The following is a 19,004-nucleotide window of genomic DNA, read 5'->3' on the forward strand; positions in this document are numbered from 1 at the left end:
TACCGTCCGCAGTTCTACTTCCGGACGACCGACGTGACCGGGACCGTGACGCTGGCCGAAGGCACCGAGATGGTGATGCCGGGCGACAACGTTGCCTTCACCGTCGAGCTGATCGCCCCGATCGCGATGGAAAACGGCCTGCGCTTCGCGATCCGCGAAGGCGGCCGCACCGTCGGCGCCGGCGTCGTGTCGAAGATCATCGACTGATCCGACAGGATCGGCCGATGACCCCGAGACGCGCAACGAACAGCGTGTCGAAGATCATCGACTGATCCGACAGGATCGGCCGATGACCCCGAGACGCGCAACGAACAGCGTGTCGAAGATCATCGACTGATCCGACAGGAACCCAAAGAAGGCCGCCCCAACAAGGGCGGCCTTTTTGCTTGGGGTGTGTTTTCCAAGATCTTTAGCGAAGTTTTTGAAAATTTGACTCAGATCAAGGTCGGATGACCGACTCATATGCTGAAATCTTTATATTAAAGGGAGGAGATTTCAGACCTTCTGCGTCCGCCAGCCTGTTTTGCCCCAGACCTTTTGGCGGGCGCAATTTCATCGGATGGGTCTGCCCGTGTTCCTGCGGACCCATCCGTTCCCATCCTTGGCACGGCGTGCCGGACAGGAACACGACTCCACCGATTTTCACTTGCGATAACCCGCTCTGGCTTGTATAGCGCGCGGGTTCTCAAACGGAACATGGCGGCGGGATGATTCCCGCCGTTCGGGTTCGATGAGGGTGCACGATGAGCGCGCGTCCTCCTCTCAACCCCAACGCCTGACAAAAGGCAAAGATCATGCAAAGCCAAAACATCCGTATCCGGCTGAAGGCATTTGACTATCGGGTTCTGGACGCCAGCACCCAGGAGATCGTCAACACCGCCAAGCGGACCGGTGCGCAGGTGCGCGGGCCGATCCCGCTGCCGAACAAGATCGAGAAGTTCACGGTTCTCCGTGGCCCTCACATCGACAAGAAAAGCCGTGACCAGTTCGAGATCCGCACCCACAAGCGGCTCCTGGACATCGTGGATCCGACGCCCCAGACCGTGGACGCGCTGATGAAGCTCGACCTCGCCGCTGGCGTGGACGTCGAGATCAAGCTGCAGTCGTAAGATCGGAGGGTATATCAAGATGCGTTCCGGTATCATCGCAAAGAAAGTGGGGATGACCCGCCTCTTCATGGAAGATGGCAAGCAGATCCCCGTCACCGTCCTGCACCTCGACGGCCTTCAGGTCGTGGCGCAGCGCACCGAGGAAAAAGACGGCTACACCGCCGTTCAGCTGGGTGCAGGCTCCGCCAAGGCGAAGCGCGTCTCCAAGGCGATGCGCGGGCATTTCTCGGCAGCCAGCGTCGAGCCCAAGCGCAAGCTCGCGGAATTCCGCGTGCCCGCCGATGGCCTGATCGACGTGGGTGCCGAAATCTCTGCCGAGCACTTCCTGGCCGGCCAGAAGGTGGACGTCACCGGCACCTCGATCGGTAAGGGTTTTGCCGGCGCCATGAAGCGTCACAACTTCGGTGGTCTGCGCGCCTCGCACGGTGTGTCGATCAGCCACCGTTCGCACGGCTCGACCGGTCAGTGTCAGGACCCCGGCAAGGTGTTCAAGGGCAAGAAAATGGCCGGCCACATGGGCGCCGCCCGCGTGACCACCCAGAACCTCGAAGTCGTCAAGACCGACGCCGACCGTGGCCTGGTGTTCATCAAGGGCGCCGTTCCCGGACCGAAATCGGGCTGGGTCACCGTCAAGGACGCCGTCAAGAAGAAGGCGCCCGAGGGTCTGCCTTTCCCGGCCGCCGTTAAATCTGCTGCTACCGAAGCACCTGCCGAGGAAGCGCCCGCGGAAGGGGGTGAAGCATGAAACTCGATGTGATCAAACTCGACGGCTCCAAAGCCGGTGACATCGATCTGGACGAAGCGCTGTTCGGCCTCGAGCCGCGTGCCGACATCCTGCACCGTGTGGTCCGCTGGCAGCGCAACAACGCGCAGCAGGGCACCCACAAGGTCAAGACGCGGTCGGAAACCAGCTACTCGACCAAGAAGATCTATCGCCAGAAGGGCACCGGTGGCGCACGTCACGGTGACCGGAATGCTCCGATCTTCCGCAAGGGTGGTATCTACAAGGGTCCGACCCCGCGCAGCCACGGGCACGACCTGCCCAAGAAGTTCCGCAAGCTCGGCCTGCGCCACGCGCTGTCGGCCAAGGCCAAGGCGGGCGAACTGGTCGTGATCGAGGACGCAGCAGCCGAAGGCAAGACCGCCGCACTCGCCAAGCAGGTCAAGAACCTGGGCTGGAAGCGTGCGCTGGTCATCGACGGGTCCAGCGTGAACGAGGATTTCGCCCGCGCCGCCCGGAACATCGAAGGTCTGGATATCCTGCCGACGATGGGTGCAAACGTGTATGACATCCTCAAGCGTGACACGCTCGTGCTCACCAAGGCGGGTGTCGAAGCTCTGGAGGCTCGCCTGAAATGAGTGCCAAGGCAGAACATTACGACGTGATCCGCAAGCCGGTCATCACCGAGAAATCCACCATGGCGTCTGAAAACGGCGCGGTGGTCTTCGAAGTGGCGATCGACGCGAACAAGCCCATGATCAAGGAGGCCGTCGAGGCACTCTTTGGTGTCAAGGTGAAGGCGGTCAACACCACCATCACCAAGGGCAAGGTCAAGCGCTTCCGCGGCCAGCTGGGCAAGCGGAAAGACGTGAAAAAGGCCTACGTGACCCTCGAAGAGGGCAACACGATCGACGTGTCCACAGGTCTGTGACCGGACCTTGTCGATGACAGGACCAACGGGGCCTCTCGCAACAGCGAGGGGCCCTTTTTCTTTCCGGTGAAGTAGGGACCGGATGGCCTCATGTTGATTCTCGAAGGTGATGCGCGAAGCGCGGCAATCGACCTGCGGCTTGCCGCACTTCTTTCCGCGGTGGCCGGCGCCCTCAACGCGACCGGCTTCGAAGAGGCGGGGCTGTTCTCGGCCAACATGACCGGCAATGTCTCCGCGTTGGCGGACTCGCTTGCACTCCGGCACTGGGGGGTGGCGGCGCTGTTCATTTCGGTGGTCGCGGTATTCGTGACAGGCGCGACCGTTGCTGGTGTCGCCATCGAACATGGTCGCAAACGGCAATTTCGCGGAGTTTACGCCGCGATGATCCTGACCGAAGCCCTGTTTCTGGTGACGCTCGGAATCGGAGGGATGGGCGGCTGGACGCTTTCGGCGGGTATGCCGTTGATATTCATGCTTAGCGTTACGCTGGGCTGGCAGAACGCTGTGACCACGCGCATTTCGGCGGCCCGCGTGCGCACCACCCATGTCTCGGGCATGGCCACGGATATGGGGCTTGCGCTCGCGGGGCTTTGGGTCCGTGAAGAGCGCGGTACCTTCCACCGCGGGCAGATCATCCTGCACAGCGTCACGATAGGGTCGTTCTTGCTGGGCGGGGTGGCCGGTGCGATTTGCCATCTCCGCCTTGGTGCCGGGGTGTTCCTGGCCTGCGGCCTGCCGCTTGGCTGCGTTTCTATGCTGGAGTTTTTGCGCGCGCGGCGCGACTGAATTTCCTGCTGAACGCGGACTGTGCAACCCCTACTTGACCGGGTTGCGGTCTTCCCCTATCAGACCCCATCTGGAAAGCCCCGGGATTCGTTCCGGGGCTCGTGATTTTTGGTAGGTCGTCACGCGCAAGCTTGTCGAACGCCATCTAACCGGGGACCTTCGGGGCCCTACACACTCGGGCACCTTCGGGGGCCTTCAACATAGCGGTGCCACAAGCAAGACCAACAGGCATCGCGCGCTAAACGGAAGACAGAAAGCATGGCACTCAAGTCGTATAAGCCGACGACGCCGGGCCAGCGCGGGCTGGTGCTGATCGACCGTTCGGAGCTTTGGAAAGGACGTCCCGTCAAATCCCTCACCGAGGGTCTGACGAAATCGGGCGGCCGGAACAACACCGGACGGATCACCTCTCGCCGCCGTGGCGGAGGCGCAAAGCGTCTCTACCGGATCGTCGATTTCAAACGCAACAAATTCGATGTCGCGGCCACCGTTGAACGGATCGAATACGATCCGAACCGGACCGCCTTTATCGCGCTCATCAAGTATGACGACGGCGAGCAGGCCTATATCCTCGCGCCGCAGCGTCTTGCCGTGGGTGACAAGGTGGTGGCCTCGACCAAGGCCGACATCAAGCCCGGCAACGCAATGCCCTTCTCGGGCATGCCCATCGGTACCATCGTTCACAACATCGAGCTGAAGCCCGGCAAGGGCGGCCAGATGGCGCGCGCCGCGGGCACCTATGCCCAGTTCGTCGGCCGTGACGGCGGCTACGCCCAGATCCGCCTGTCCTCGGGCGAACTGCGCATGGTCCGCCAGGAATGCCTGGCCACAGTCGGTGCCGTGTCGAACCCCGACAACAGCAACCAGAACCTCGGCAAGGCCGGCCGGATGCGCCACAAGGGCAAGCGTCCGAGCGTTCGTGGTGTCGCGATGAACCCGATCGACCACCCGCACGGTGGTGGTGAGGGCCGGACCTCGGGCGGCCGTACGCCGGTTACTCCCTGGGGCAAGGACACCAAGGGCAGCCGGACCCGCAACAAGAACAAAGCGTCGCAGAAGCTCATCATTCGCTCGCGGCACGCCAAGAAGAAAGGGCGTTAATCGATGTCTCGCTCCGTATGGAAGGGCCCTTTCGTCGATGCTTACGTGCTGAAGAAAGCCGAAGCGTCGCGTGAGTCGGGCCGCAATGAAGTGATCAAGATCTGGTCGCGCCGTTCCACCATTCTGCCCCAGTTCGTGGGTCTGACCTTTGGTGTCTACAACGGCCAGAAACACATCCCCGTAAACGTCTCCGAAGACATGATCGGTCAGAAGTTCGGTGAATATGCACCGACCCGGACCTACTACGGTCATGCCGCGGACAAGAAAGCGAAGCGGAAGTAAGTCATGGGCAAGGAAAAGAACCCCCGCCGCGTGGCTGACAACGAAGCGATGGCCAAGGTCCGCATGCTTCGCACCAGCCCGCAGAAACTGAACCTCGTTGCAGCGATGATCCGCGGCAAGAAAGTCGAGAAGGCGCTGACCGACCTGACTTTCTCCAACAAGCGTGTCGCGCAGGACGTGAAGAAATGCCTTCAGTCCGCGATCGCCAACGCCGAGAACAACCACAACCTGGATGTCGACGAGCTGATCGTGGCCGAGGCCTGGGTCGGCAAGAACCTGGTGATGAAGCGTGGCCGTCCGCGGGCGCGTGGCCGGTTCGGCAAAATCATGAAGCCGTTCTCGGAACTCACCATCAAGGTGCGGCAAGTTGAGGAGCAAGCCTAATGGGTCAGAAAGTCAATCCGATCGGCATGCGCCTTCAGGTCAACCGCACCTGGGACAGCCGCTGGTACGCCGATACCAAGGACTACGGTAACCTCCTGCTCGAGGACATCGCGATCCGCGATTTCATCAAGAAGGAATGCAAGCAGGCCGGTGTCGCCCGCGTGATCATCGAACGTCCGCACAAGAAGTGCCGCGTCACGATCCACACGGCACGTCCGGGTGTCATCATCGGCAAGAAGGGCGCCGACATCGAGGTGCTTCGCAAGAAGCTTGCCAAGATGACGGACTCGGAACTGCACCTCAACATCGTCGAGGTCCGCAAGCCCGAGCTGGACGCGCAGCTGGTCGGCGAAAGCATCGCCCAGCAGCTGGAGCGCCGGGTGTCCTTCCGTCGCGCGATGAAGCGTGCCGTGCAGAACGCCATGCGCATGGGTGCCCTGGGTATCCGGGTGAACGTCGCGGGCCGCCTGGGCGGCGCCGAGATCGCACGGACCGAATGGTACCGCGAGGGCCGCGTGCCCCTGCACACCCTGCGGGCCGATATCGACTATGCACATTCCGAAGCCGAGACGCCTTATGGCATCATCGGGATCAAAGTCTGGATCTTCAAAGGCGAGATCATGGAACACGATCCTTCGGCACGTGACCGCAAGGCACAGGAACTCCAGGACGGCCCTGCACCCCGCGGCGCGGGCGGCGGTCGCCGTGATCGCTGAGAGGACGTAAGAGATGCTTCAACCTAAGCGTACAAAATACCGCAAGATGCAGAAGGGCCGGATCAAGGGCCTGGCAAAAGGCGGGTCCGACCTGAACTTCGGCACCTTCGGCCTCAAGGCTCTCCAGCCTGAGCGCGTCACCGCGCGCCAGATCGAAGCCGCCCGCCGTGCCATGACGCGCCACATGAAGCGTCAGGGCCGCGTGTGGATCCGGATCTTCCCGGATACGCCCGTCACCTCGAAGCCCACCGAAGTCCGGATGGGTAAAGGTAAGGGCTCCGTCGATTTCTGGGCCGCCAAGGTCAAGCCCGGCCGGGTCATGTTCGAGCTCGACGGCGTCAGCGAAGAGATCGCCCGCGAGGCGCTTCGCCTGGCCGCCATGAAGCTGCCGATCAAGACCCGCGTCGTTCAGCGCGAAGACTGGTAACGGAGCGGCGGGGACACTCCCGCCCACCGGCGATAATCAAAGCCCTCGGCGTGAAAGCGTCGGGGGTTTTTCTGTTTGCAGGGCAGGGGACTCAGGTGAATGCCGATCCGATGGCCCACAGGCCGAAAGCGATTAGGACAACACCGCTCAGCCGCGACACCCACAAGCTGAATGACGGTGGAAGGCGGTGCCGTGCCAGCGCCACGCCGCCGCTCAGTAACGACCACCACAACATGGATCCAAAGAAAACGCCGATCACCACCAGCGCGGCCCCGCCCGAGCCAGTGCCCGAGGCCAGACCGAGCCCCGCAAAGATCGCGGCGAAGGACAGGATGGTCATCGGGTTGGTGATGGTCAGCGCAAAGGTGGCCGCCGTCGTGCCAATCAGGTCATGGGCGGATATGCTGGCGGCGGTCCTGTTCGGGCTGGGCGCCAGGCTTTTCCAGCCGAGCCACAGCATGAAGGCGCCGCCAAGCAACCGCAGCGGCACGTCGATCACACCCAACATCTGCGAAAAAGCAGCGAAACCAAGCGCGGCCAGCGCGGCATAGACACCATCCGCAAGCGCAGTGCCCAATCCGCCTGCGACCCCGGCGGGAAAGCCGTGCTCGAGCGTGCGGTTGATGCACAATGCCCCGATCGGTCCCAGGGGGGCGGCGATCGCGAGGCCCAGAAACAAGCTCTTGAAGAACAACACGGGGTCCACGCTCACGCCTCCTTCAAGACGTGTGCACCCTCGACGGCCGAGGACAGTGCGATGACCGTTTCGCTGCGGCCCAGGAACCTCTTCGTCTTGAGGCCACTAAGGAAGGTCTCGATATCGGACATCTCGGCGATCCGCAGCTTGACGAGGTAGGACCACGCGCCGGTGACGTGATGACATTCAAGGATAGCGGGATGCGCGACGGCATGGTTCCGAAATGCTGCCTCATCCGCATCTTCGCGCAGCGCGATCCAGACATAGACCAGTACACCCATTCCGACCGCCGCAGGTTCGACATCCACGGTAAAGCGCCTGATCGTACCCGAGGCGGTCAGCCTGCGGATCCGGTCGTTCACGCTTGAAGGGGCGAGGTCGACGACGCTGCCGATATCGGCAAGCGAGCGTCGTGCATCGCGCGACAGAAGTTCGATGATTTTGCGGTCGATGTCATCCATGGCCGTTCTTCTTTCGGGGAATGGGGTCGTTAACCGCCGTATCCTCCATGACCCCGAGGTTTTCAAGGAAAATAAACGAAAAAGCCTACAATTCCCGAATAATTTTCGGCGAAACGGCCAAAGTGCCGAACGCGCCGGCGCTGGCATCTGCGGGCCGCAGGCAGCGCGGATCGGCGCAGCGGGCAGGAAACCCCTGTTTTTCAGCCGCGCCTTTTCATAAGAGAAACAGACCACCAAGCCACAGGAGGACAGCAGTGCAAGTTCCGTTCAAGACCAAAAGGATGCTCAATTTCGGCGATTGCGACATTTCAGGCACCGCCTATTTCCCGTCCTACCTCAACATCCTCAATGGTGTGAACGAGGAGTTCTGGCTGCATCTCGGCTTCCCGTGGCACAAGATCATCTGGGAGGATCGCTGGGGTACGCCGACCGTTCACATCTCGAGCGATTTCTCCAGCCCGTCCTTTTTCGGTGAAGAGCTGGAGTTCGAGGTTACCGTGCTCAAGGTCGGCCGGTCGTCGGTGACCATCCGTCACGAGATCAGTTGTGAAGGGCAACAACGCTGGTCTTCGACGCAGGTGCTGGCGGCCAGTGATCTCGACAAGCATTGCTCGATCCCCTGGCCCGACGAGGTGCGAACCGCGCTGCTGGCTTGTGTGCAGGAACCGGCCGGGGAGTAATGCTGTGCCCGGACGCAATGCGCGGTATCTGTCCGATACCGCTTCGTGCGGCCCGCCATCGGTCTGGTGGCGGACCGCAGTGACCTGGTGGATCTCAGATCAGCCGTCGACCGGCGAACAGACCGTCTGGCCGGATGCCGAGGTCGCGACGACATAGCCGGGGGCGCAGCTCGGCGTGCCGTACTTGTCGTAGATCGGTTCAGGGTTCAGCGCGACCGGAACGGGTTCGTTCTGGCCGCAGGCAGCAAGAAACAGGGCAAATGCGCAGGCGGTGGCAATTTTCAACTTCATGGTCAGTGTTCTCCTTGCAGGAAGCCGATGCATTCAACGCATGGCTTGATTCCAGAGCCTAGGCGCAGGTTTCCTTTGGGGCAAGGATTGTGCTTTGTCCCGGAAGGGTTGCCAGAACATTGCCACCGGTGCAGGCGGTCTGCGTGAAATGGAGGCTCGCCAGTACTTGGCCGCTGCGCTATCACCCGCCCATGGCACAGATCGAATCCCTCTTCGTTACTCGTCTTTACCGCGCTGCTCTGTCCGAGCGGGCACCTGCAATCGACCCGGCCGAGCTGGCAGGGTCATGCTACTCCATCGCCGAGGATGACGAGGCCGGGCAGGACTGGTGCGAACAGAACGGCTATCCCGGTTACACGTCATATGCCTCGCTCACCGATCTGCCGTGGCGCTTTCCGATCTTTGCCGAGCTCGTGAAATCGCTCGATGCGCACGTGGCGGCGTTTGCCGAGGATCTGGAATTCGATCTCGACGGGCGCGCCCTCAAGCTCGAAGATCTCTGGATCAACATCCTGCCCGAGGGCGGTACCCACGGGTCGCATATCCACCCGCATTCCGTCATCTCGGGCACCACCTATGTCGCGATGCCCGAGGGCGCCAGCGCGCTCAAGCTCGAAGATCCGCGCTCGGCCCGGATGATGGCGGCGCCGACCCGGCGCAAGGATGCGCGTCGGGAATTGCAGCCCTTCATTTACATGAAGCCCGAGGTGGGCGACGTCCTGCTGTGGGAAAGCTGGCTGCGCCACGAGGTGCCGATGAACATGGCCGAGGACGAGAGGATCAGCGTCAGTTTCAACTATCGCTGGGACTGAGCAGCCATTGACGCGGGGGCAGGCTCTGCGATGATCGTCTTGCTGTCGTTTCGTCACGAGTAGATGCCCTTGGACCTGAGTTTCATCACCGACGGCTGGGCCGGCCACCTGTCCTATCTGCTGCTGGTGCTGTCGATGCTGATGCGCCGGATGCTCTGGCTGCGGCTTCTGGTCATCGCCTCGGCGCTGGCAGGCATCGCTTTCGACTATTTCTGGCTGAACAATCCCGTCGGCGTGTTCTGGCAGACGCTGCTCGTGCTGGTCAACGTGGCCGAGCTTCTGATCCTGTGGCGCAATGATCGCCGGGCAACCTTTACGCCCGAAGAAGAGCATTTTCGCTCCGGATTGCTCCACGGACTCTCGCCTGGGCAGGCGCGGCGGCTTTTCGACCGTGGCCGGTGGGAAGACCTCGCGCCCGGCACCGTTCTGACCCGGCAGGGCGCGTGTCCCGAATTCCTGACCTATCTCGCCAGCGGCGATGTTTCGGTCGAGGTCGGCGGGCGGGCGATCCGGACGGTCTCGGGCGGACATTTCATCGGAGAGATGTCGCTGATGGGGGACGATGCCGCCTCGGCCACGACGGTCGTGTCGACCCCGGCCCGTGCCTGGCGCATCGAACGGCCCAAGCTGCTGCGCCTGCGCGAAACCAATCACGCCGCCATGGCGGTGGTCGAGGCCGGGATCGCACGGGACATGCGTGCGAAACTGATGTACCAGAACGCTGGCGACGGCCAGACCTGAGCGCGAAGCGCGATTTCTTTCAGGAATAGCTTGCCCTTTGGGTCCGACACCCTTATAGAGCGGCATCTTGCAACGCCCCGGCCCGAGTCGGGGGTGTCGCATGTCTATCTGTCATATCCACCAGGGTTAGGGTGACCCGGCAATCGGGGCCCTCTGGTGTATTGAAAAAAGGAAAAGGCGATGAACGCCCAGGAACTGCGTGACAAGACCCCGGATCAGCTCCAGGAAGATCTGGCAAACCTGAAGAAAGAGGCCTTCAACCTGCGCTTTCAGCAGGCCACCGGTCAACTTGAAGGCACCGCACGGATCAAGGCTGTCCGTCGCGATGTGGCACGCGTCAACACCGTGCTGAACGAAAAAGCCAAAGCGGCCGCTGAGTAAGAGGAGCCCGAAAGATGCCCAAACGTATCCTGCAAGGCACCGTGACCAGCGACGCCAACGCCCAGACCGTAACCGTAAGCGTCGAACGCCGTTTCACGCACCCGGTTCTGAAAAAGACCATCCGTAAGTCCAAGAAGTACCGGGCTCACGATGAGAACAACACCTACAAGGTGGGTGACTCGGTCCGCATCATCGAGTGCGCGCCGAAATCGAAGACGAAGCGCTGGGAAGTGCTCGAGGCATAAGCCGCGGGCGCTCACAGTTTAATCGAAACCCTGGGGGAGCTAACAAGAACAGCCCCCATAGGTCGGGAGAAACCACATGATCCAGATGCAGACCAATCTGGATGTCGCTGACAACTCCGGCGCACGCCGGGTGCAGTGCATCAAGGTCCTGGGTGGTTCCAAGCGTAAATACGCATCCGTGGGCGACATCATCGTCGTCTCGGTCAAGGAAGCCATCCCGCGCGGCCGCGTGAAGAAAGGTGACGTCCGCAAGGCCGTCGTCGTGCGCACCGCCAAGGAAGTCCGTCGCGAAGACGGCACCGCGATCCGCTTCGATCGCAACGCTGCCGTCATCCTGAACAACAACAACGAGCCCGTCGGTACCCGTATCTTCGGACCGGTTGTTCGTGAACTTCGCGCGAAGAACTTCATGAAGATCATCTCGCTGGCTCCGGAGGTGCTGTAATCATGGCTGCGAAACTTCGCAAAGGCGACAAGGTCGTCGTTCTCGCGGGCCGCGACAAGGGCAAGGAAGGCACCATCGCGTCCGTCGACCCCAAGGCCGGCAAGGCCGTGGTCGAAGGCGTGAACATGGCCATCCGCCACACCCGCCAGTCGCAGAATTCCCAGGGCGGCCGCCTGCCCAAGGCGCTGCCGATCGACCTCAGCAATATTGCGCTGCTGGATGCGAACGGCAAGGCAACCCGCGTCGGCTTCCGCATGGAAGACGGCAAGAAGGTCCGCTTCGCCAAGACCACGGGGGACGTGATCGATGCTTGATACCGCAAACTACACCCCGCGTCTGCGCACGCAGTATGTCGAGTCGATCAAGGCCGCTCTGAAAGAAGAGTTCGGCTACAAGAACGACATGATGATCCCGAAGCTCGACAAGATCGTGCTGAACATCGGCTGTGGCGCCGAGGCGGTGAGGGACTCCAAGAAGGCGAAAGCCGCCGTCGAGGACCTGACCAAGATCTCCGGCCAGCAGGCCGTGGCGACCAAGGCGAAGAAGTCGATCGCCGGCTTCCGCGTCCGCGAAGAGATGCCGCTGGGTGCCAAGGTGACCCTGCGCGGTGACCGGATGTACGAATTCCTCGACCGCCTCATCACCATCGCGATGCCCCGCATCCGCGACTTCCGTGGTGTAAAGCCGTCCTTCGACGGCCGTGGCAACTTTGCCATGGGTCTCAAGGAGCACATCGTGTTCCCGGAAATCGATTTCGACAAGGTCGACGAAGTCTGGGGCATGGACATCATCATCGCCACCACAGCGAAAACCGACGCCGAAGCAAAGAGCCTGTTGAAGCTGTTCAACATGCCCTTCACGTCGTAAGCGTCCGGAGGAATAGACATGGCTAAGAAAAGCATGATCGAGCGCGAGAAGAAGCGCGAGCGCCTGGTGGCAAAATACGCCGCGAAGCGCGCCGAGCTCAAGGAAATCGCGAATGACGAAAGCCGCCCGATGGAAGAGCGCTTCAAAGCGCGCCTGAAGCTGGCGAAACTGCCGCGCAACAGCTCGCCGACCCGGCTGCACAACCGCTGCCAGCTGACGGGCCGTCCGCACGCTTATTACCGCAAGCTCAAGCTCAGCCGTATCGCGCTGCGCGATCTGGGCTCGTCGGGGCAGATCCCCGGCATGGTCAAGTCGAGCTGGTAAGGAGGGAGTGAGATGAACGATCCTATCGGCGATATGCTCACCCGCATCCGCAACGCCCAGCTGCGCCACAAGAGCACCGTGAGCACCCCCGCGTCCAAGCTGCGGGCATGGGTTCTCGATGTTCTGGCCGACGAAGGCTACATCCGCGGTTACGAGAAGACGACCGACGTGAATGGCCACCCGGCCATCGAGATCAGCCTGAAGTACTATGAAGGCGAGCCCGTGATCCGCGAACTCAAGCGCGTTTCCAAGCCCGGCCGTCGCGTGTACATGGCGGTCAAGGACATCCCGCAGGTTCGCCAGGGCCTGGGCGTGTCCATCGTCTCGACGCCCAAGGGCGTGATGTCGGACCAGAACGCCCGCAGCCAGAATGTTGGCGGCGAAGTGCTCTGCACCGTATTCTAAGGAGGGCTGCAGATGTCTCGTATTGGTAAGAAACCGGTCGAGCTGCCCAGTGGCGTTTCCGCCTCTGTGTCCGGCCAGACCATCGAAGTGAAAGGCCCGAAAGGCGCCCGCAGCTTCACCGCAACCGACGACGTGACCCTCGTGGTCGAGGAAAGCGCCGTGCGCGTCGAACCCCGTGGCAAGTCCAAGCGGGCGCGCCAGCAGTGGGGCATGAGCCGCACGCAGGTCGCGAACCTCGTCCAGGGCGTCACCGAGGGCTTCAAGAAAGAGCTCGAGATCCAGGGCGTCGGTTACCGTGCCCAGATGCAGGGCAACACGCTGAAGCTGAACCTCGGCTACAGCCACGATGTCAACTTCGAAGCGCCCGAGGGAATCACCATCTCGGCGCCGAAGCAGACCGAAATCGTGGTTGAAGGCACCGACCAGCAGCAGGTGGGCGAAGTGGCGGCACAGATCCGCGACTGGCGCCGTCCCGAGCCCTACAAGGGCAAGGGCATCCGCTACAAGGGCGAGTTCATCTTCCGCAAGGAAGGCAAGAAGAAGTAAGGACGCGAAAAATGGCAAGCAGCAAACGTACCCTGTTTCTGAAGCGCCGCCTGCGCGTTCGGAACAAGCTCCGCAAGGTCAACGCCGGGCGTCCGCGCCTCAGCGTGCACCGCAGCAACAAGAACATCAGCGTCCAGCTGATCGACGATGTGCGCGGCGTGACCCTGGCAGCGGCCTCCAGCCTCGAAAAGGACCTGGGTGTCGTCGGCAAGAACAATGTCGAGGCGGCCACCAAGGTCGGCGCGGCAATTGCCGAACGGGCAAAGAAGGCCGGTGTGGAAGAAGCATATTTCGACCGCGGCGGTTTCCTGTTTCACGGCAAGGTGAAGGCTCTGGCCGACGCCGCGCGTGAAGGTGGGCTCAAGCTCTGAAAGCTGTGGGGGACGCCTGCCGTCCCCCCGATGATCCGGGACCGCTTCGCGCGGTCACCAGGGATCGGACCAACCGGCGCCGAGGCGCCACGTAGAAAAGGAATGCCGACATGGCAGAACGTGAAAACCGGGGCCGTGGCCGTCGTGACCGCGACGAGGCCCCCGAATTCGCCGATCGTCTCGTAGCGATCAACCGCGTCTCGAAGACCGTGAAAGGTGGTAAGCGCTTCGGCTTCGCCGCTCTCGTGGTCGTCGGCGACCAGAAGGGCCGCGTGGGCTTCGGCAAGGGCAAGGCCAAGGAAGTGCCCGAGGCGATCCGCAAGGCGACCGAGCAAGCAAAGCGCCAGATGATCCGCGTGCCGCTGAAAGAAGGCCGCACCCTGCATCACGACATGTATGGTCGTCACGGCGCCGGCAAGGTGACCATGCGGACCGCGCCCGAAGGTACCGGTATCATCGCCGGTGGTCCGATGCGCGCCGTGTTCGAGATGCTGGGCATCAAGGACGTCGTGTCCAAGTCGCTCGGCTCGCAGAACCCCTACAACATGATCCGCGCCACGCTGAACGGCCTCCAGAAGGAGCAGTCGCCCCGTTCGGTCGCTGCGCGCCGCGGCAAGAAGGTCGCCGACATCCTGCCCAAGCGGGATGAGGTTCAGACCACCTCTGCCGAGGTCAACGTCGCCGAGGAGGTGTGAGAGCCATGGCAAAGACCATCGTCGTCAAGCAGGTCGGCTCGCCGATCCGCCGCCCCGCCATCCAGCGTGAAACGCTGATCGGCCTGGGCCTGAACAAGATGCACAAGACCCGTGAGCTTGAGGATACGCCCTCGGTCCGCGGCATGATCAACCGCATCCCGCACCTGGTCGAGATCGTCGAAGAGCGCGACTGACCGGCGCGCTGCGCAACTGGCGCAGCAGACCAAAATGACAAGGCCGCTCCTGACGGGGGCGGCCTTTTTCGTGGTCGTCCCGCCCTGATCCGCAGCCATGCACGCGCTGCATGACGGCTCCGCAGGCTTGTCCATTGTGCGGGTCCTGGGCCATCCCTATCTCCGCCTGACCGTAAAACGACATGACCATGACGACCGCTGGGGAGCGTCCCCGGCGCAATAAAAAAGGAGTCTTACCATGGCCCATATCACGACCAACCCGACCTTCGGATCATCGCTGGCGAGCCGCCTGCGCTCTGTTTTCGCGGGCCTGCGCGAAGCGCGTCAGCGCGACGCGGAAATGCGCCGCACCTACAACGAGCTGAACGGCCTGAGCGAGCGCGAACTGGCCGATATCGGTCTGCGTCGCTGCGACATCGACGACGTCGTGCGCGACCGGTTCTGCGCGCGCTGACCCGTTGACCCCGATCGTGGCACATGGCCACGGCGCGATCGACGCCCCCTTGCGGGGCGTTTTTTCGTGGCAGACACCCCGCCCATCACGGGCGCGGTGCTTGCAACGGGCGGCGCAGGCGTCTATACGCCCCCGGTGGCCCGGTGGGCGACGAAGAATCAAACAAGAAACGCCGTGGTTGGCCCTGACGCTTCGGGGGTCACATCCGGCTTGTGGAGAAGCGATATGAAACTGCACGAACTCCGTGACAATCCGGGCGCAACGCCCAGAAAACAGCGCGTCGCGCGCGGCCCCGGTTCCGGCAAGGGCAAGACCGCCGGACGCGGTATCAAGGGTCAGAAATCCCGTTCGGGTGTGGCCATCAACGGCTATGAAGGCGGCCAGATGCCGCTCTATCAGCGTCTGCCCAAGCGTGGCTTCAACAAGCCCAACCGCAAGGCATTCGCCGTCGTGAACCTGGGCCTGATCCAGAAATTCGTCGACGCAGGCAAGCTGGACGCTGGCAACGCCATCACCGAAGAGACGCTCGTCACGTCCGGCCTCGTGCGCCGCAAGCTTGACGGTGTCCGCGTTCTCGCCAAGGGCGAGCTGACCTCGGTCGTCAACCTCGAGGTCACCGGCGCATCGAAATCCGCCATCGAGGCGGTCGAGAAAGCGGGCGGCTCACTGAAGGTCACGAAACCTGCCGCGGCAGAGTAACGGCTTGTGGGCGGGCGCTGACCCGCTTACATAGACACCGAAGTTTTCCCTGAACGCCGCCCGAGCCGGAAAACGGTTCCGGGCGGCGTTTGCATCAGAGAGACCGATTCATGGTATCAGCAGCAGAACAAATGGCGGCGAACACGAGCTGGTCCGCCCTCGGCAAGGCCACCGATCTGCGCAACCGCATCCTGTTCACGCTGGGCTTGCTCATCGTCTACCGCCTCGGCACCTTCATCCCGGTGCCCGGAATCGACGGGTCGGCCCTGCGCGAGTTCATGGAACAGGCCGGGCAGGGCATTGGCGGCATGGTGTCGATGTTCACAGGCGGCGCGCTCGGACGCATGGGCATCTTTGCCCTGGGCATCATGCCCTACATCTCGGCATCGATCATCGTTCAGCTCCTGACGGCCATGGTGCCCTCGCTCGAACAGCTCAAGAAAGAGGGCGAGCAGGGCCGCAAGAAGATCAACCAGTACACGCGCCTCGGCACCGTGGCGCTGGCCACCGTGCAGGCTTACGGGCTTGCCGTCTCGCTCGAGGCGGGCGATCTGGCGACCGATCCGGGCCTCTATTTCCGTTTCTCGACCATGGTGACGCTGGTGGGCGGCACGATGTTCCTGATGTGGCTGGGTGAACAGATCACCGCACGCGGCATCGGCAACGGCATCTCGCTCATCATCTTCGTCGGCATCATCGCCGAGGTTCCCGCCGCCATGGCGCAGTTCTTTGCGAGCGGACGCAGCGGCGCGATCAGCCCGGCGGTCATCGTCGGCGTGATCGTCATGGTGATCGTGGTTCTGACCTTCGTGGTGTTCATGGAACGCTCGCTGCGCAAGATCCACATCCAGTATCCGCGCCGCCAGGTCGGGATGAAGGTCTATGACGGCGGCTCCTCGCACCTGCCGGTCAAGGTCAACCCCGCGGGTGTCATCCCGGCGATCTTCGCCTCGTCCCTGCTGTTGCTGCCGGTCACGATCTCGACTTTCAGCCAAGGCAGCGCGAATGGCCCGATCATGTCGTGGCTGCTGGCGAATTTCGGCCCCGGACAGCCGCTCTACCTGCTGTTCTTCGCCACGATGATCGTGTTCTTCGCCTATTTCTATACGTTCAACGTGGCCTTCAAACCCGATGACGTGGCCGACAACCTCAAGAACCAGAACGGCTTCGTGCCGGGCATCCGTCCGGGCAAGCGCACCGCCGAATACCTCGAATACGTGGTCAACCGCATCCTCGTGCTGGGTTCGGCCTATCTCGCGGCCGTCTGTCTGCTGCCCGAGATCCTGCGCGGTCAGTTCGCCATCCCGTTCTACTTCGGCGGCACCTCGGTTCTCATCATCGTGTCCGTAACCATGGACACGATCCAGCAGGCGCAAAGCCACCTCCTCGCGCATCAATACGAAGGGCTGATCGAAAAGTCACAGTTGCGCGGCAAGGGTAAGAAACGCGGCAAGAAGGGACCCGCTCGTCGATGAATATCATTCTGTTGGGACCGCCGGGCGCGGGCAAGGGTACTCAGGCAAGGCACCTGGTCGAAACGCGCGGCATGGTGCAGCTGTCGACCGGCGACATGCTGCGCGAGGCCAAGGACAGCGGCACCGAAATGGGCCAGCGCGTGGCCGAGGTCATGGCACGGGGAGAGCTTGTCACCGACGAGATCGTGATCGGCCTGATCCGAGAAAAGCTGGAGCAGGGCGCCCAGGGCGGTTTCATCTTCGACGGGTTCCCCCGCACGCTGGCCCAGGCCGACGCGCTGTCGAACCTGCTGTCGGAAATGGATGAAACGCTGGACGCCGTGATCGAGATGCAGGTGGATGACGAGGCGCTCGTCGCCCGCATTTCCGCGCGCTCGACCTGCGGCAGCTGCGGCGAGGTCTATAACGACATCACCAAGCCGATCCCGGCGGATGGCAAATGCTCCAACTGCGGCGGAACCGAGTTCAAGCGCCGGGCCGATGACAACGAGGAAAGCCTCAAGACACGGCTGATGGAATACTACAAGAAAACCTCGCCGCTGATCGGCTATTACTACGCCAAGGGCGACCTGTCCCGCGTCAACGGGCTGGGCGAGATCAAGAGCGTTCAGGCCGCCATCGCCAAGGTTCTCGACGCCTGAACGCCGCGAACCGGACGCAGGCAGGGCAGGGCGGGTTCGCCCCTCCCTGGGGCGCCGGACCTCGACGCAAGGGGTAATTGTGGCCGGGGCTCTTGACCTCCGGGGCAAATACCCCTAGTCACCCCCATCCCTCTGGGAATCAACCCGGTGCGCGGGATTCGCCCGTTCGCCAATGACCACCTCAAAATGCTGGGCCCTCTGGTAACACTGCCACGGTCAAGCGTTGTGAAAAAAGGTTCTGGAGTTACGGAACCGCAACGAAAAGGAAAGTGACACGTGGCACGTATTGCCGGCGTTAACATCCCGACTGCCAAGCGGGTACCTATCGCCCTCACCTACATCACCGGAATCGGCAACACCACCGCCAAGGAAATCTGTGATGCCGTCGGCATCGACCAGACCCGGCGCGTGAACGAGTTGTCCGATGCCGAAGTCCTCGCCATCCGCGAGCATATCGATGCCAACGTCACCGTCGAAGGTGACCTGCGCCGTGAAGTTCAGATGAACATCAAGCGCCTGATGGACCTGGGCTGCTACCGCGGTCTGCGCCATCGCCGGAATCTCCCCGTGCGCGGTCAGCGCACCCATACCAACGCACGCACGCGCAAGGGCCCCGCAAAGCCCATCGCAGGCAAGAAGAAGTAAGGGGAGAGCTGAAACATGGCACGTGATACCCGTCGCGGAGGCAAGAAGAAGGTCTCCAAGAACATCGCCACCGGTGTGGCGCATGTGAACTCGTCCTTCAACAACACCAAGATCCTTATCTCGGACGTGCAGGGCAACGCGATCTCGTGGTCGTCCGCCGGCACCATGGGCTTCAAGGGTTCGCGGAAGTCGACCCCCTACGCCGCGCAGATGGCCGCCGAAGACGCCGGCCGCAAGGCGCAGGAACATGGCGTCAAGTCGCTCGAAGTCGAAGTTCAGGGCCCCGGTTCGGGTCGTGAATCGGCTCTGCGTGCGCTGGCTGCCGTCGGCTTCAACATCACGTCGATCCGCGACGTGACGCCGATCGCGCATAACGGCTGCCGTCCGCCGAAGCGCCGCCGCGTCTGACAATTCGGAATTATTCGCCGGGGCCGCGCCATTGCGCGCGGCCCCGGTCCGCCGTTTTTTTACCTCGGGC

Annotated in this window: 35 protein-coding genes; 32 read left to right on the forward strand and 3 right to left on the reverse strand. The window is 62.4% G+C overall.

The window, feature by feature from the left end; translation table 11 throughout:
* From ACFORG_RS12300 to rplP, 11 genes are all read left to right on the forward strand, one after another.
* Positions 1-207: EF-Tu C-terminal domain-related protein (locus ACFORG_RS12300; protein WP_449284305.1), on the forward strand; the 207-nt coding region annotated here is incomplete at its 5' end.
* Positions 208-794: 587 nt separating this feature from the next.
* The gene (gene rpsJ / locus ACFORG_RS12305) at positions 795-1,109 is read left to right on the forward strand and encodes a 30S ribosomal protein S10 (protein WP_024809816.1); all 315 of its coding nucleotides are present in this window, start codon (positions 795-797) and stop codon (positions 1,107-1,109) included.
* Positions 1,110-1,128: 19 nt separating this feature from the next.
* A complete protein-coding gene (rplC, locus tag ACFORG_RS12310; RefSeq protein ID WP_386735833.1) occupies positions 1,129-1,854 on the forward strand; it encodes a 50S ribosomal protein L3 in 726 nt (241 codons plus the stop codon).
* Entirely contained in the window at positions 1,851-2,468 is a 618-nt protein-coding gene (gene rplD / locus ACFORG_RS12315; protein WP_386735834.1) for a 50S ribosomal protein L4, read from the forward strand. The genes rplC and rplD overlap by 4 nt, the downstream gene beginning before the upstream one ends.
* Positions 2,465-2,761, forward strand: coding sequence for a 50S ribosomal protein L23 (locus ACFORG_RS12320; protein WP_386735835.1), 297 nt, complete (start codon positions 2,465-2,467; stop codon positions 2,759-2,761). The genes rplD and ACFORG_RS12320 overlap by 4 nt, the downstream gene beginning before the upstream one ends.
* 90 nt (positions 2,762-2,851) lie before the next feature.
* Positions 2,852-3,547, forward strand: a complete 696-nt coding sequence (locus ACFORG_RS12325; RefSeq protein ID WP_386735836.1) for a YoaK family protein — start codon at positions 2,852-2,854, stop codon at positions 3,545-3,547.
* Between the two features lie 258 nt (positions 3,548-3,805).
* A complete protein-coding gene (gene rplB / locus ACFORG_RS12330) occupies positions 3,806-4,648 on the forward strand; it encodes a 50S ribosomal protein L2 (RefSeq protein WP_386735837.1) in 843 nt (280 codons plus the stop codon).
* 3 nt (positions 4,649-4,651) lie between these two features.
* Positions 4,652-4,930 (forward strand): 30S ribosomal protein S19, encoded by a 279-nt coding sequence (rpsS, locus tag ACFORG_RS12335; protein ID WP_317057057.1) that lies wholly within the window; start codon positions 4,652-4,654, stop codon positions 4,928-4,930.
* 3 nt (positions 4,931-4,933) lie between these two features.
* Positions 4,934-5,314, forward strand: coding sequence for a 50S ribosomal protein L22 (gene rplV, locus ACFORG_RS12340; protein WP_386735838.1), 381 nt, complete (start codon positions 4,934-4,936; stop codon positions 5,312-5,314).
* Complete coding sequence (rpsC, locus tag ACFORG_RS12345; protein WP_386735839.1) at positions 5,314-6,030, forward strand: 30S ribosomal protein S3; 717 nt, start codon at positions 5,314-5,316, stop codon at positions 6,028-6,030. Before rplV ends, rpsC begins: the two co-directional genes overlap by 1 nt.
* Before the next feature lie 13 nt (positions 6,031-6,043).
* Positions 6,044-6,457: a 50S ribosomal protein L16 gene (gene rplP / locus ACFORG_RS12350; protein WP_386735840.1), complete on the forward strand. Its 414-nt coding sequence runs from the start codon at positions 6,044-6,046 to the stop codon at positions 6,455-6,457.
* A 91-nt stretch (positions 6,458-6,548) separates the two neighbouring features.
* Here rplP and ACFORG_RS12355 read toward each other — a convergent pair whose 3' ends face one another.
* The gene (locus ACFORG_RS12355; protein WP_386735841.1) at positions 6,549-7,163 is read right to left on the reverse strand and encodes a LysE family translocator; all 615 of its coding nucleotides are present in this window, start codon (positions 7,161-7,163) and stop codon (positions 6,549-6,551) included.
* 2 nt (positions 7,164-7,165) lie between these two features.
* Complete coding sequence (locus ACFORG_RS12360; protein ID WP_386735842.1) at positions 7,166-7,615, reverse strand: Lrp/AsnC family transcriptional regulator; 450 nt, start codon at positions 7,613-7,615, stop codon at positions 7,166-7,168.
* On the opposite strand from ACFORG_RS12360, the gene ACFORG_RS12365 reads away from it, so the two are divergent.
* The gene (locus ACFORG_RS12365; protein ID WP_386735843.1) at positions 7,614-7,835 is read left to right on the forward strand and encodes a hypothetical protein; all 222 of its coding nucleotides are present in this window, start codon (positions 7,614-7,616) and stop codon (positions 7,833-7,835) included. The genes ACFORG_RS12360 and ACFORG_RS12365 overlap by 2 nt on opposite strands.
* A 34-nt stretch (positions 7,836-7,869) precedes the next feature.
* A complete protein-coding gene (locus tag ACFORG_RS12370) occupies positions 7,870-8,295 on the forward strand; it encodes an acyl-CoA thioesterase (protein ID WP_386735844.1) in 426 nt (141 codons plus the stop codon).
* 99 nt (positions 8,296-8,394) lie between these two features.
* Here ACFORG_RS12370 and ACFORG_RS12375 read toward each other — a convergent pair whose 3' ends face one another.
* Positions 8,395-8,586 carry a hypothetical protein gene (locus ACFORG_RS12375; protein ID WP_386735845.1) on the reverse strand — a complete coding sequence of 64 codons (192 nt, stop codon included), beginning with the start codon at positions 8,584-8,586 and terminating at the stop codon, positions 8,395-8,397.
* A gap of 191 nt (positions 8,587-8,777) precedes the next feature.
* Between ACFORG_RS12375 and ACFORG_RS12380 the strand changes: the two genes are divergently transcribed.
* From ACFORG_RS12380 to rpsK, 19 genes are all read left to right on the forward strand, one after another.
* Positions 8,778-9,398: a 2OG-Fe(II) oxygenase family protein gene (locus ACFORG_RS12380; protein ID WP_386736041.1), complete on the forward strand. Its 621-nt coding sequence runs from the start codon at positions 8,778-8,780 to the stop codon at positions 9,396-9,398.
* Between the two features lie 69 nt (positions 9,399-9,467).
* Positions 9,468-10,139, forward strand: coding sequence for a cyclic nucleotide-binding domain-containing protein (locus ACFORG_RS12385; protein WP_386735846.1), 672 nt, complete (start codon positions 9,468-9,470; stop codon positions 10,137-10,139).
* Between the two features lie 180 nt (positions 10,140-10,319).
* Entirely contained in the window at positions 10,320-10,520 is a 201-nt protein-coding gene (gene rpmC, locus ACFORG_RS12390; protein WP_386735847.1) for a 50S ribosomal protein L29, read from the forward strand.
* Between the two features lie 14 nt (positions 10,521-10,534).
* Entirely contained in the window at positions 10,535-10,765 is a 231-nt protein-coding gene (rpsQ, locus tag ACFORG_RS12395; RefSeq protein WP_386735848.1) for a 30S ribosomal protein S17, read from the forward strand.
* 76 nt (positions 10,766-10,841) lie between these two features.
* Positions 10,842-11,210: a 50S ribosomal protein L14 gene (gene rplN / locus ACFORG_RS12400; protein ID WP_005621870.1), complete on the forward strand. Its 369-nt coding sequence runs from the start codon at positions 10,842-10,844 to the stop codon at positions 11,208-11,210.
* A 2-nt stretch (positions 11,211-11,212) separates the two neighbouring features.
* Positions 11,213-11,524: a 50S ribosomal protein L24 gene (gene rplX, locus ACFORG_RS12405; RefSeq protein WP_386735849.1), complete on the forward strand. Its 312-nt coding sequence runs from the start codon at positions 11,213-11,215 to the stop codon at positions 11,522-11,524.
* On the forward strand, positions 11,517-12,077 hold the full coding sequence (gene rplE / locus ACFORG_RS12410) for a 50S ribosomal protein L5 (protein WP_386735850.1): 561 nt from the start codon (positions 11,517-11,519) through the stop codon (positions 12,075-12,077). The genes rplX and rplE overlap by 8 nt, the downstream gene beginning before the upstream one ends.
* 18 nt (positions 12,078-12,095) lie before the next feature.
* Complete coding sequence (gene rpsN / locus ACFORG_RS12415) at positions 12,096-12,401, forward strand: 30S ribosomal protein S14 (protein WP_386735851.1); 306 nt, start codon at positions 12,096-12,098, stop codon at positions 12,399-12,401.
* Positions 12,402-12,413: 12 nt separating this feature from the next.
* Positions 12,414-12,806, forward strand: coding sequence for a 30S ribosomal protein S8 (rpsH, locus tag ACFORG_RS12420; protein ID WP_386735852.1), 393 nt, complete (start codon positions 12,414-12,416; stop codon positions 12,804-12,806).
* Between the two features lie 12 nt (positions 12,807-12,818).
* Positions 12,819-13,352, forward strand: a complete 534-nt coding sequence (gene rplF, locus ACFORG_RS12425; RefSeq protein ID WP_386735853.1) for a 50S ribosomal protein L6 — start codon at positions 12,819-12,821, stop codon at positions 13,350-13,352.
* A gap of 11 nt (positions 13,353-13,363) precedes the next feature.
* The gene (gene rplR / locus ACFORG_RS12430; protein WP_386735854.1) at positions 13,364-13,723 is read left to right on the forward strand and encodes a 50S ribosomal protein L18; all 360 of its coding nucleotides are present in this window, start codon (positions 13,364-13,366) and stop codon (positions 13,721-13,723) included.
* Between the two features lie 110 nt (positions 13,724-13,833).
* Positions 13,834-14,418, forward strand: a complete 585-nt coding sequence (gene rpsE, locus ACFORG_RS12435; protein ID WP_386735855.1) for a 30S ribosomal protein S5 — start codon at positions 13,834-13,836, stop codon at positions 14,416-14,418.
* A 5-nt stretch (positions 14,419-14,423) separates the two neighbouring features.
* Entirely contained in the window at positions 14,424-14,612 is a 189-nt protein-coding gene (gene rpmD, locus ACFORG_RS12440; protein ID WP_386735856.1) for a 50S ribosomal protein L30, read from the forward strand.
* 238 nt (positions 14,613-14,850) lie between these two features.
* Positions 14,851-15,066 (forward strand): DUF1127 domain-containing protein, encoded by a 216-nt coding sequence (locus ACFORG_RS12445; protein ID WP_386735857.1) that lies wholly within the window; start codon positions 14,851-14,853, stop codon positions 15,064-15,066.
* 225 nt (positions 15,067-15,291) lie between these two features.
* Complete coding sequence (gene rplO, locus ACFORG_RS12450; protein WP_386735858.1) at positions 15,292-15,765, forward strand: 50S ribosomal protein L15; 474 nt, start codon at positions 15,292-15,294, stop codon at positions 15,763-15,765.
* 110 nt (positions 15,766-15,875) lie between these two features.
* Positions 15,876-17,240 carry a preprotein translocase subunit SecY gene (gene secY, locus ACFORG_RS12455; protein ID WP_386735859.1) on the forward strand — a complete coding sequence of 455 codons (1,365 nt, stop codon included), beginning with the start codon at positions 15,876-15,878 and terminating at the stop codon, positions 17,238-17,240.
* Positions 17,237-17,881 carry an adenylate kinase gene (locus ACFORG_RS12460; RefSeq protein ID WP_386735860.1) on the forward strand — a complete coding sequence of 215 codons (645 nt, stop codon included), beginning with the start codon at positions 17,237-17,239 and terminating at the stop codon, positions 17,879-17,881. The genes secY and ACFORG_RS12460 overlap by 4 nt, the downstream gene beginning before the upstream one ends.
* A 276-nt stretch (positions 17,882-18,157) precedes the next feature.
* The gene (rpsM, locus tag ACFORG_RS12465) at positions 18,158-18,526 is read left to right on the forward strand and encodes a 30S ribosomal protein S13 (protein WP_386735861.1); all 369 of its coding nucleotides are present in this window, start codon (positions 18,158-18,160) and stop codon (positions 18,524-18,526) included.
* Positions 18,527-18,541: 15 nt separating this feature from the next.
* Entirely contained in the window at positions 18,542-18,934 is a 393-nt protein-coding gene (gene rpsK, locus ACFORG_RS12470; protein WP_386735862.1) for a 30S ribosomal protein S11, read from the forward strand.
* Positions 18,935-19,004: the final 70 nt, after the last annotated feature.

Origin of the sequence: Lutimaribacter marinistellae (genome assembly GCF_042648365.1) — a bacterium.
GTDB lineage: Bacteria > Pseudomonadota > Alphaproteobacteria > Rhodobacterales > Rhodobacteraceae > Lutimaribacter_A > Lutimaribacter_A marinistellae.

Coding starts and splice junctions, on each gene's coding strand:
- rplV (WP_386735838.1), top strand. CDS start 4,934: ATGGGCAAGGAAAAGAACCCCCGCCGCGTGGCTGACAACGAAGCGATG.
- rplC (WP_386735833.1), top strand. CDS start 1,129: ATGCGTTCCGGTATCATCGCAAAGAAAGTGGGGATGACCCGCCTCTTC.
- rplO (WP_386735858.1), top strand. CDS start 15,292: ATGAAACTGCACGAACTCCGTGACAATCCGGGCGCAACGCCCAGAAAA.
- rpsE (WP_386735855.1), top strand. CDS start 13,834: ATGGCAGAACGTGAAAACCGGGGCCGTGGCCGTCGTGACCGCGACGAG.
- rplN (WP_005621870.1), top strand. CDS start 10,842: ATGATCCAGATGCAGACCAATCTGGATGTCGCTGACAACTCCGGCGCA.
- rpsJ (WP_024809816.1), top strand. CDS start 795: ATGCAAAGCCAAAACATCCGTATCCGGCTGAAGGCATTTGACTATCGG.
- rplF (WP_386735853.1), top strand. CDS start 12,819: ATGTCTCGTATTGGTAAGAAACCGGTCGAGCTGCCCAGTGGCGTTTCC.
- rpsH (WP_386735852.1), top strand. CDS start 12,414: ATGAACGATCCTATCGGCGATATGCTCACCCGCATCCGCAACGCCCAG.
- rplP (WP_386735840.1), top strand. CDS start 6,044: ATGCTTCAACCTAAGCGTACAAAATACCGCAAGATGCAGAAGGGCCGG.
- ACFORG_RS12380 (WP_386736041.1), top strand. CDS start 8,778: ATGGCACAGATCGAATCCCTCTTCGTTACTCGTCTTTACCGCGCTGCT.
- rpmC (WP_386735847.1), top strand. CDS start 10,320: ATGAACGCCCAGGAACTGCGTGACAAGACCCCGGATCAGCTCCAGGAA.
- ACFORG_RS12325 (WP_386735836.1), top strand. CDS start 2,852: ATGTTGATTCTCGAAGGTGATGCGCGAAGCGCGGCAATCGACCTGCGG.
- rplE (WP_386735850.1), top strand. CDS start 11,517: ATGCTTGATACCGCAAACTACACCCCGCGTCTGCGCACGCAGTATGTC.
- rplD (WP_386735834.1), top strand. CDS start 1,851: ATGAAACTCGATGTGATCAAACTCGACGGCTCCAAAGCCGGTGACATC.
- rpsS (WP_317057057.1), top strand. CDS start 4,652: ATGTCTCGCTCCGTATGGAAGGGCCCTTTCGTCGATGCTTACGTGCTG.
- rplX (WP_386735849.1), top strand. CDS start 11,213: ATGGCTGCGAAACTTCGCAAAGGCGACAAGGTCGTCGTTCTCGCGGGC.
- rpsC (WP_386735839.1), top strand. CDS start 5,314: ATGGGTCAGAAAGTCAATCCGATCGGCATGCGCCTTCAGGTCAACCGC.
- rplB (WP_386735837.1), top strand. CDS start 3,806: ATGGCACTCAAGTCGTATAAGCCGACGACGCCGGGCCAGCGCGGGCTG.
- ACFORG_RS12320 (WP_386735835.1), top strand. CDS start 2,465: ATGAGTGCCAAGGCAGAACATTACGACGTGATCCGCAAGCCGGTCATC.
- rplR (WP_386735854.1), top strand. CDS start 13,364: ATGGCAAGCAGCAAACGTACCCTGTTTCTGAAGCGCCGCCTGCGCGTT.
- ACFORG_RS12460 (WP_386735860.1), top strand. CDS start 17,237: ATGAATATCATTCTGTTGGGACCGCCGGGCGCGGGCAAGGGTACTCAG.
- ACFORG_RS12365 (WP_386735843.1), top strand. CDS start 7,614: ATGGCCGTTCTTCTTTCGGGGAATGGGGTCGTTAACCGCCGTATCCTC.
- rpsQ (WP_386735848.1), top strand. CDS start 10,535: ATGCCCAAACGTATCCTGCAAGGCACCGTGACCAGCGACGCCAACGCC.
- rpsN (WP_386735851.1), top strand. CDS start 12,096: ATGGCTAAGAAAAGCATGATCGAGCGCGAGAAGAAGCGCGAGCGCCTG.
- rpsK (WP_386735862.1), top strand. CDS start 18,542: ATGGCACGTGATACCCGTCGCGGAGGCAAGAAGAAGGTCTCCAAGAAC.
- ACFORG_RS12375 (WP_386735845.1), bottom strand. CDS start 8,586: ATGAAGTTGAAAATTGCCACCGCCTGCGCATTTGCCCTGTTTCTTGCT.
- ACFORG_RS12360 (WP_386735842.1), bottom strand. CDS start 7,615: ATGGATGACATCGACCGCAAAATCATCGAACTTCTGTCGCGCGATGCA.
- secY (WP_386735859.1), top strand. CDS start 15,876: ATGGTATCAGCAGCAGAACAAATGGCGGCGAACACGAGCTGGTCCGCC.
- ACFORG_RS12445 (WP_386735857.1), top strand. CDS start 14,851: ATGGCCCATATCACGACCAACCCGACCTTCGGATCATCGCTGGCGAGC.
- rpmD (WP_386735856.1), top strand. CDS start 14,424: ATGGCAAAGACCATCGTCGTCAAGCAGGTCGGCTCGCCGATCCGCCGC.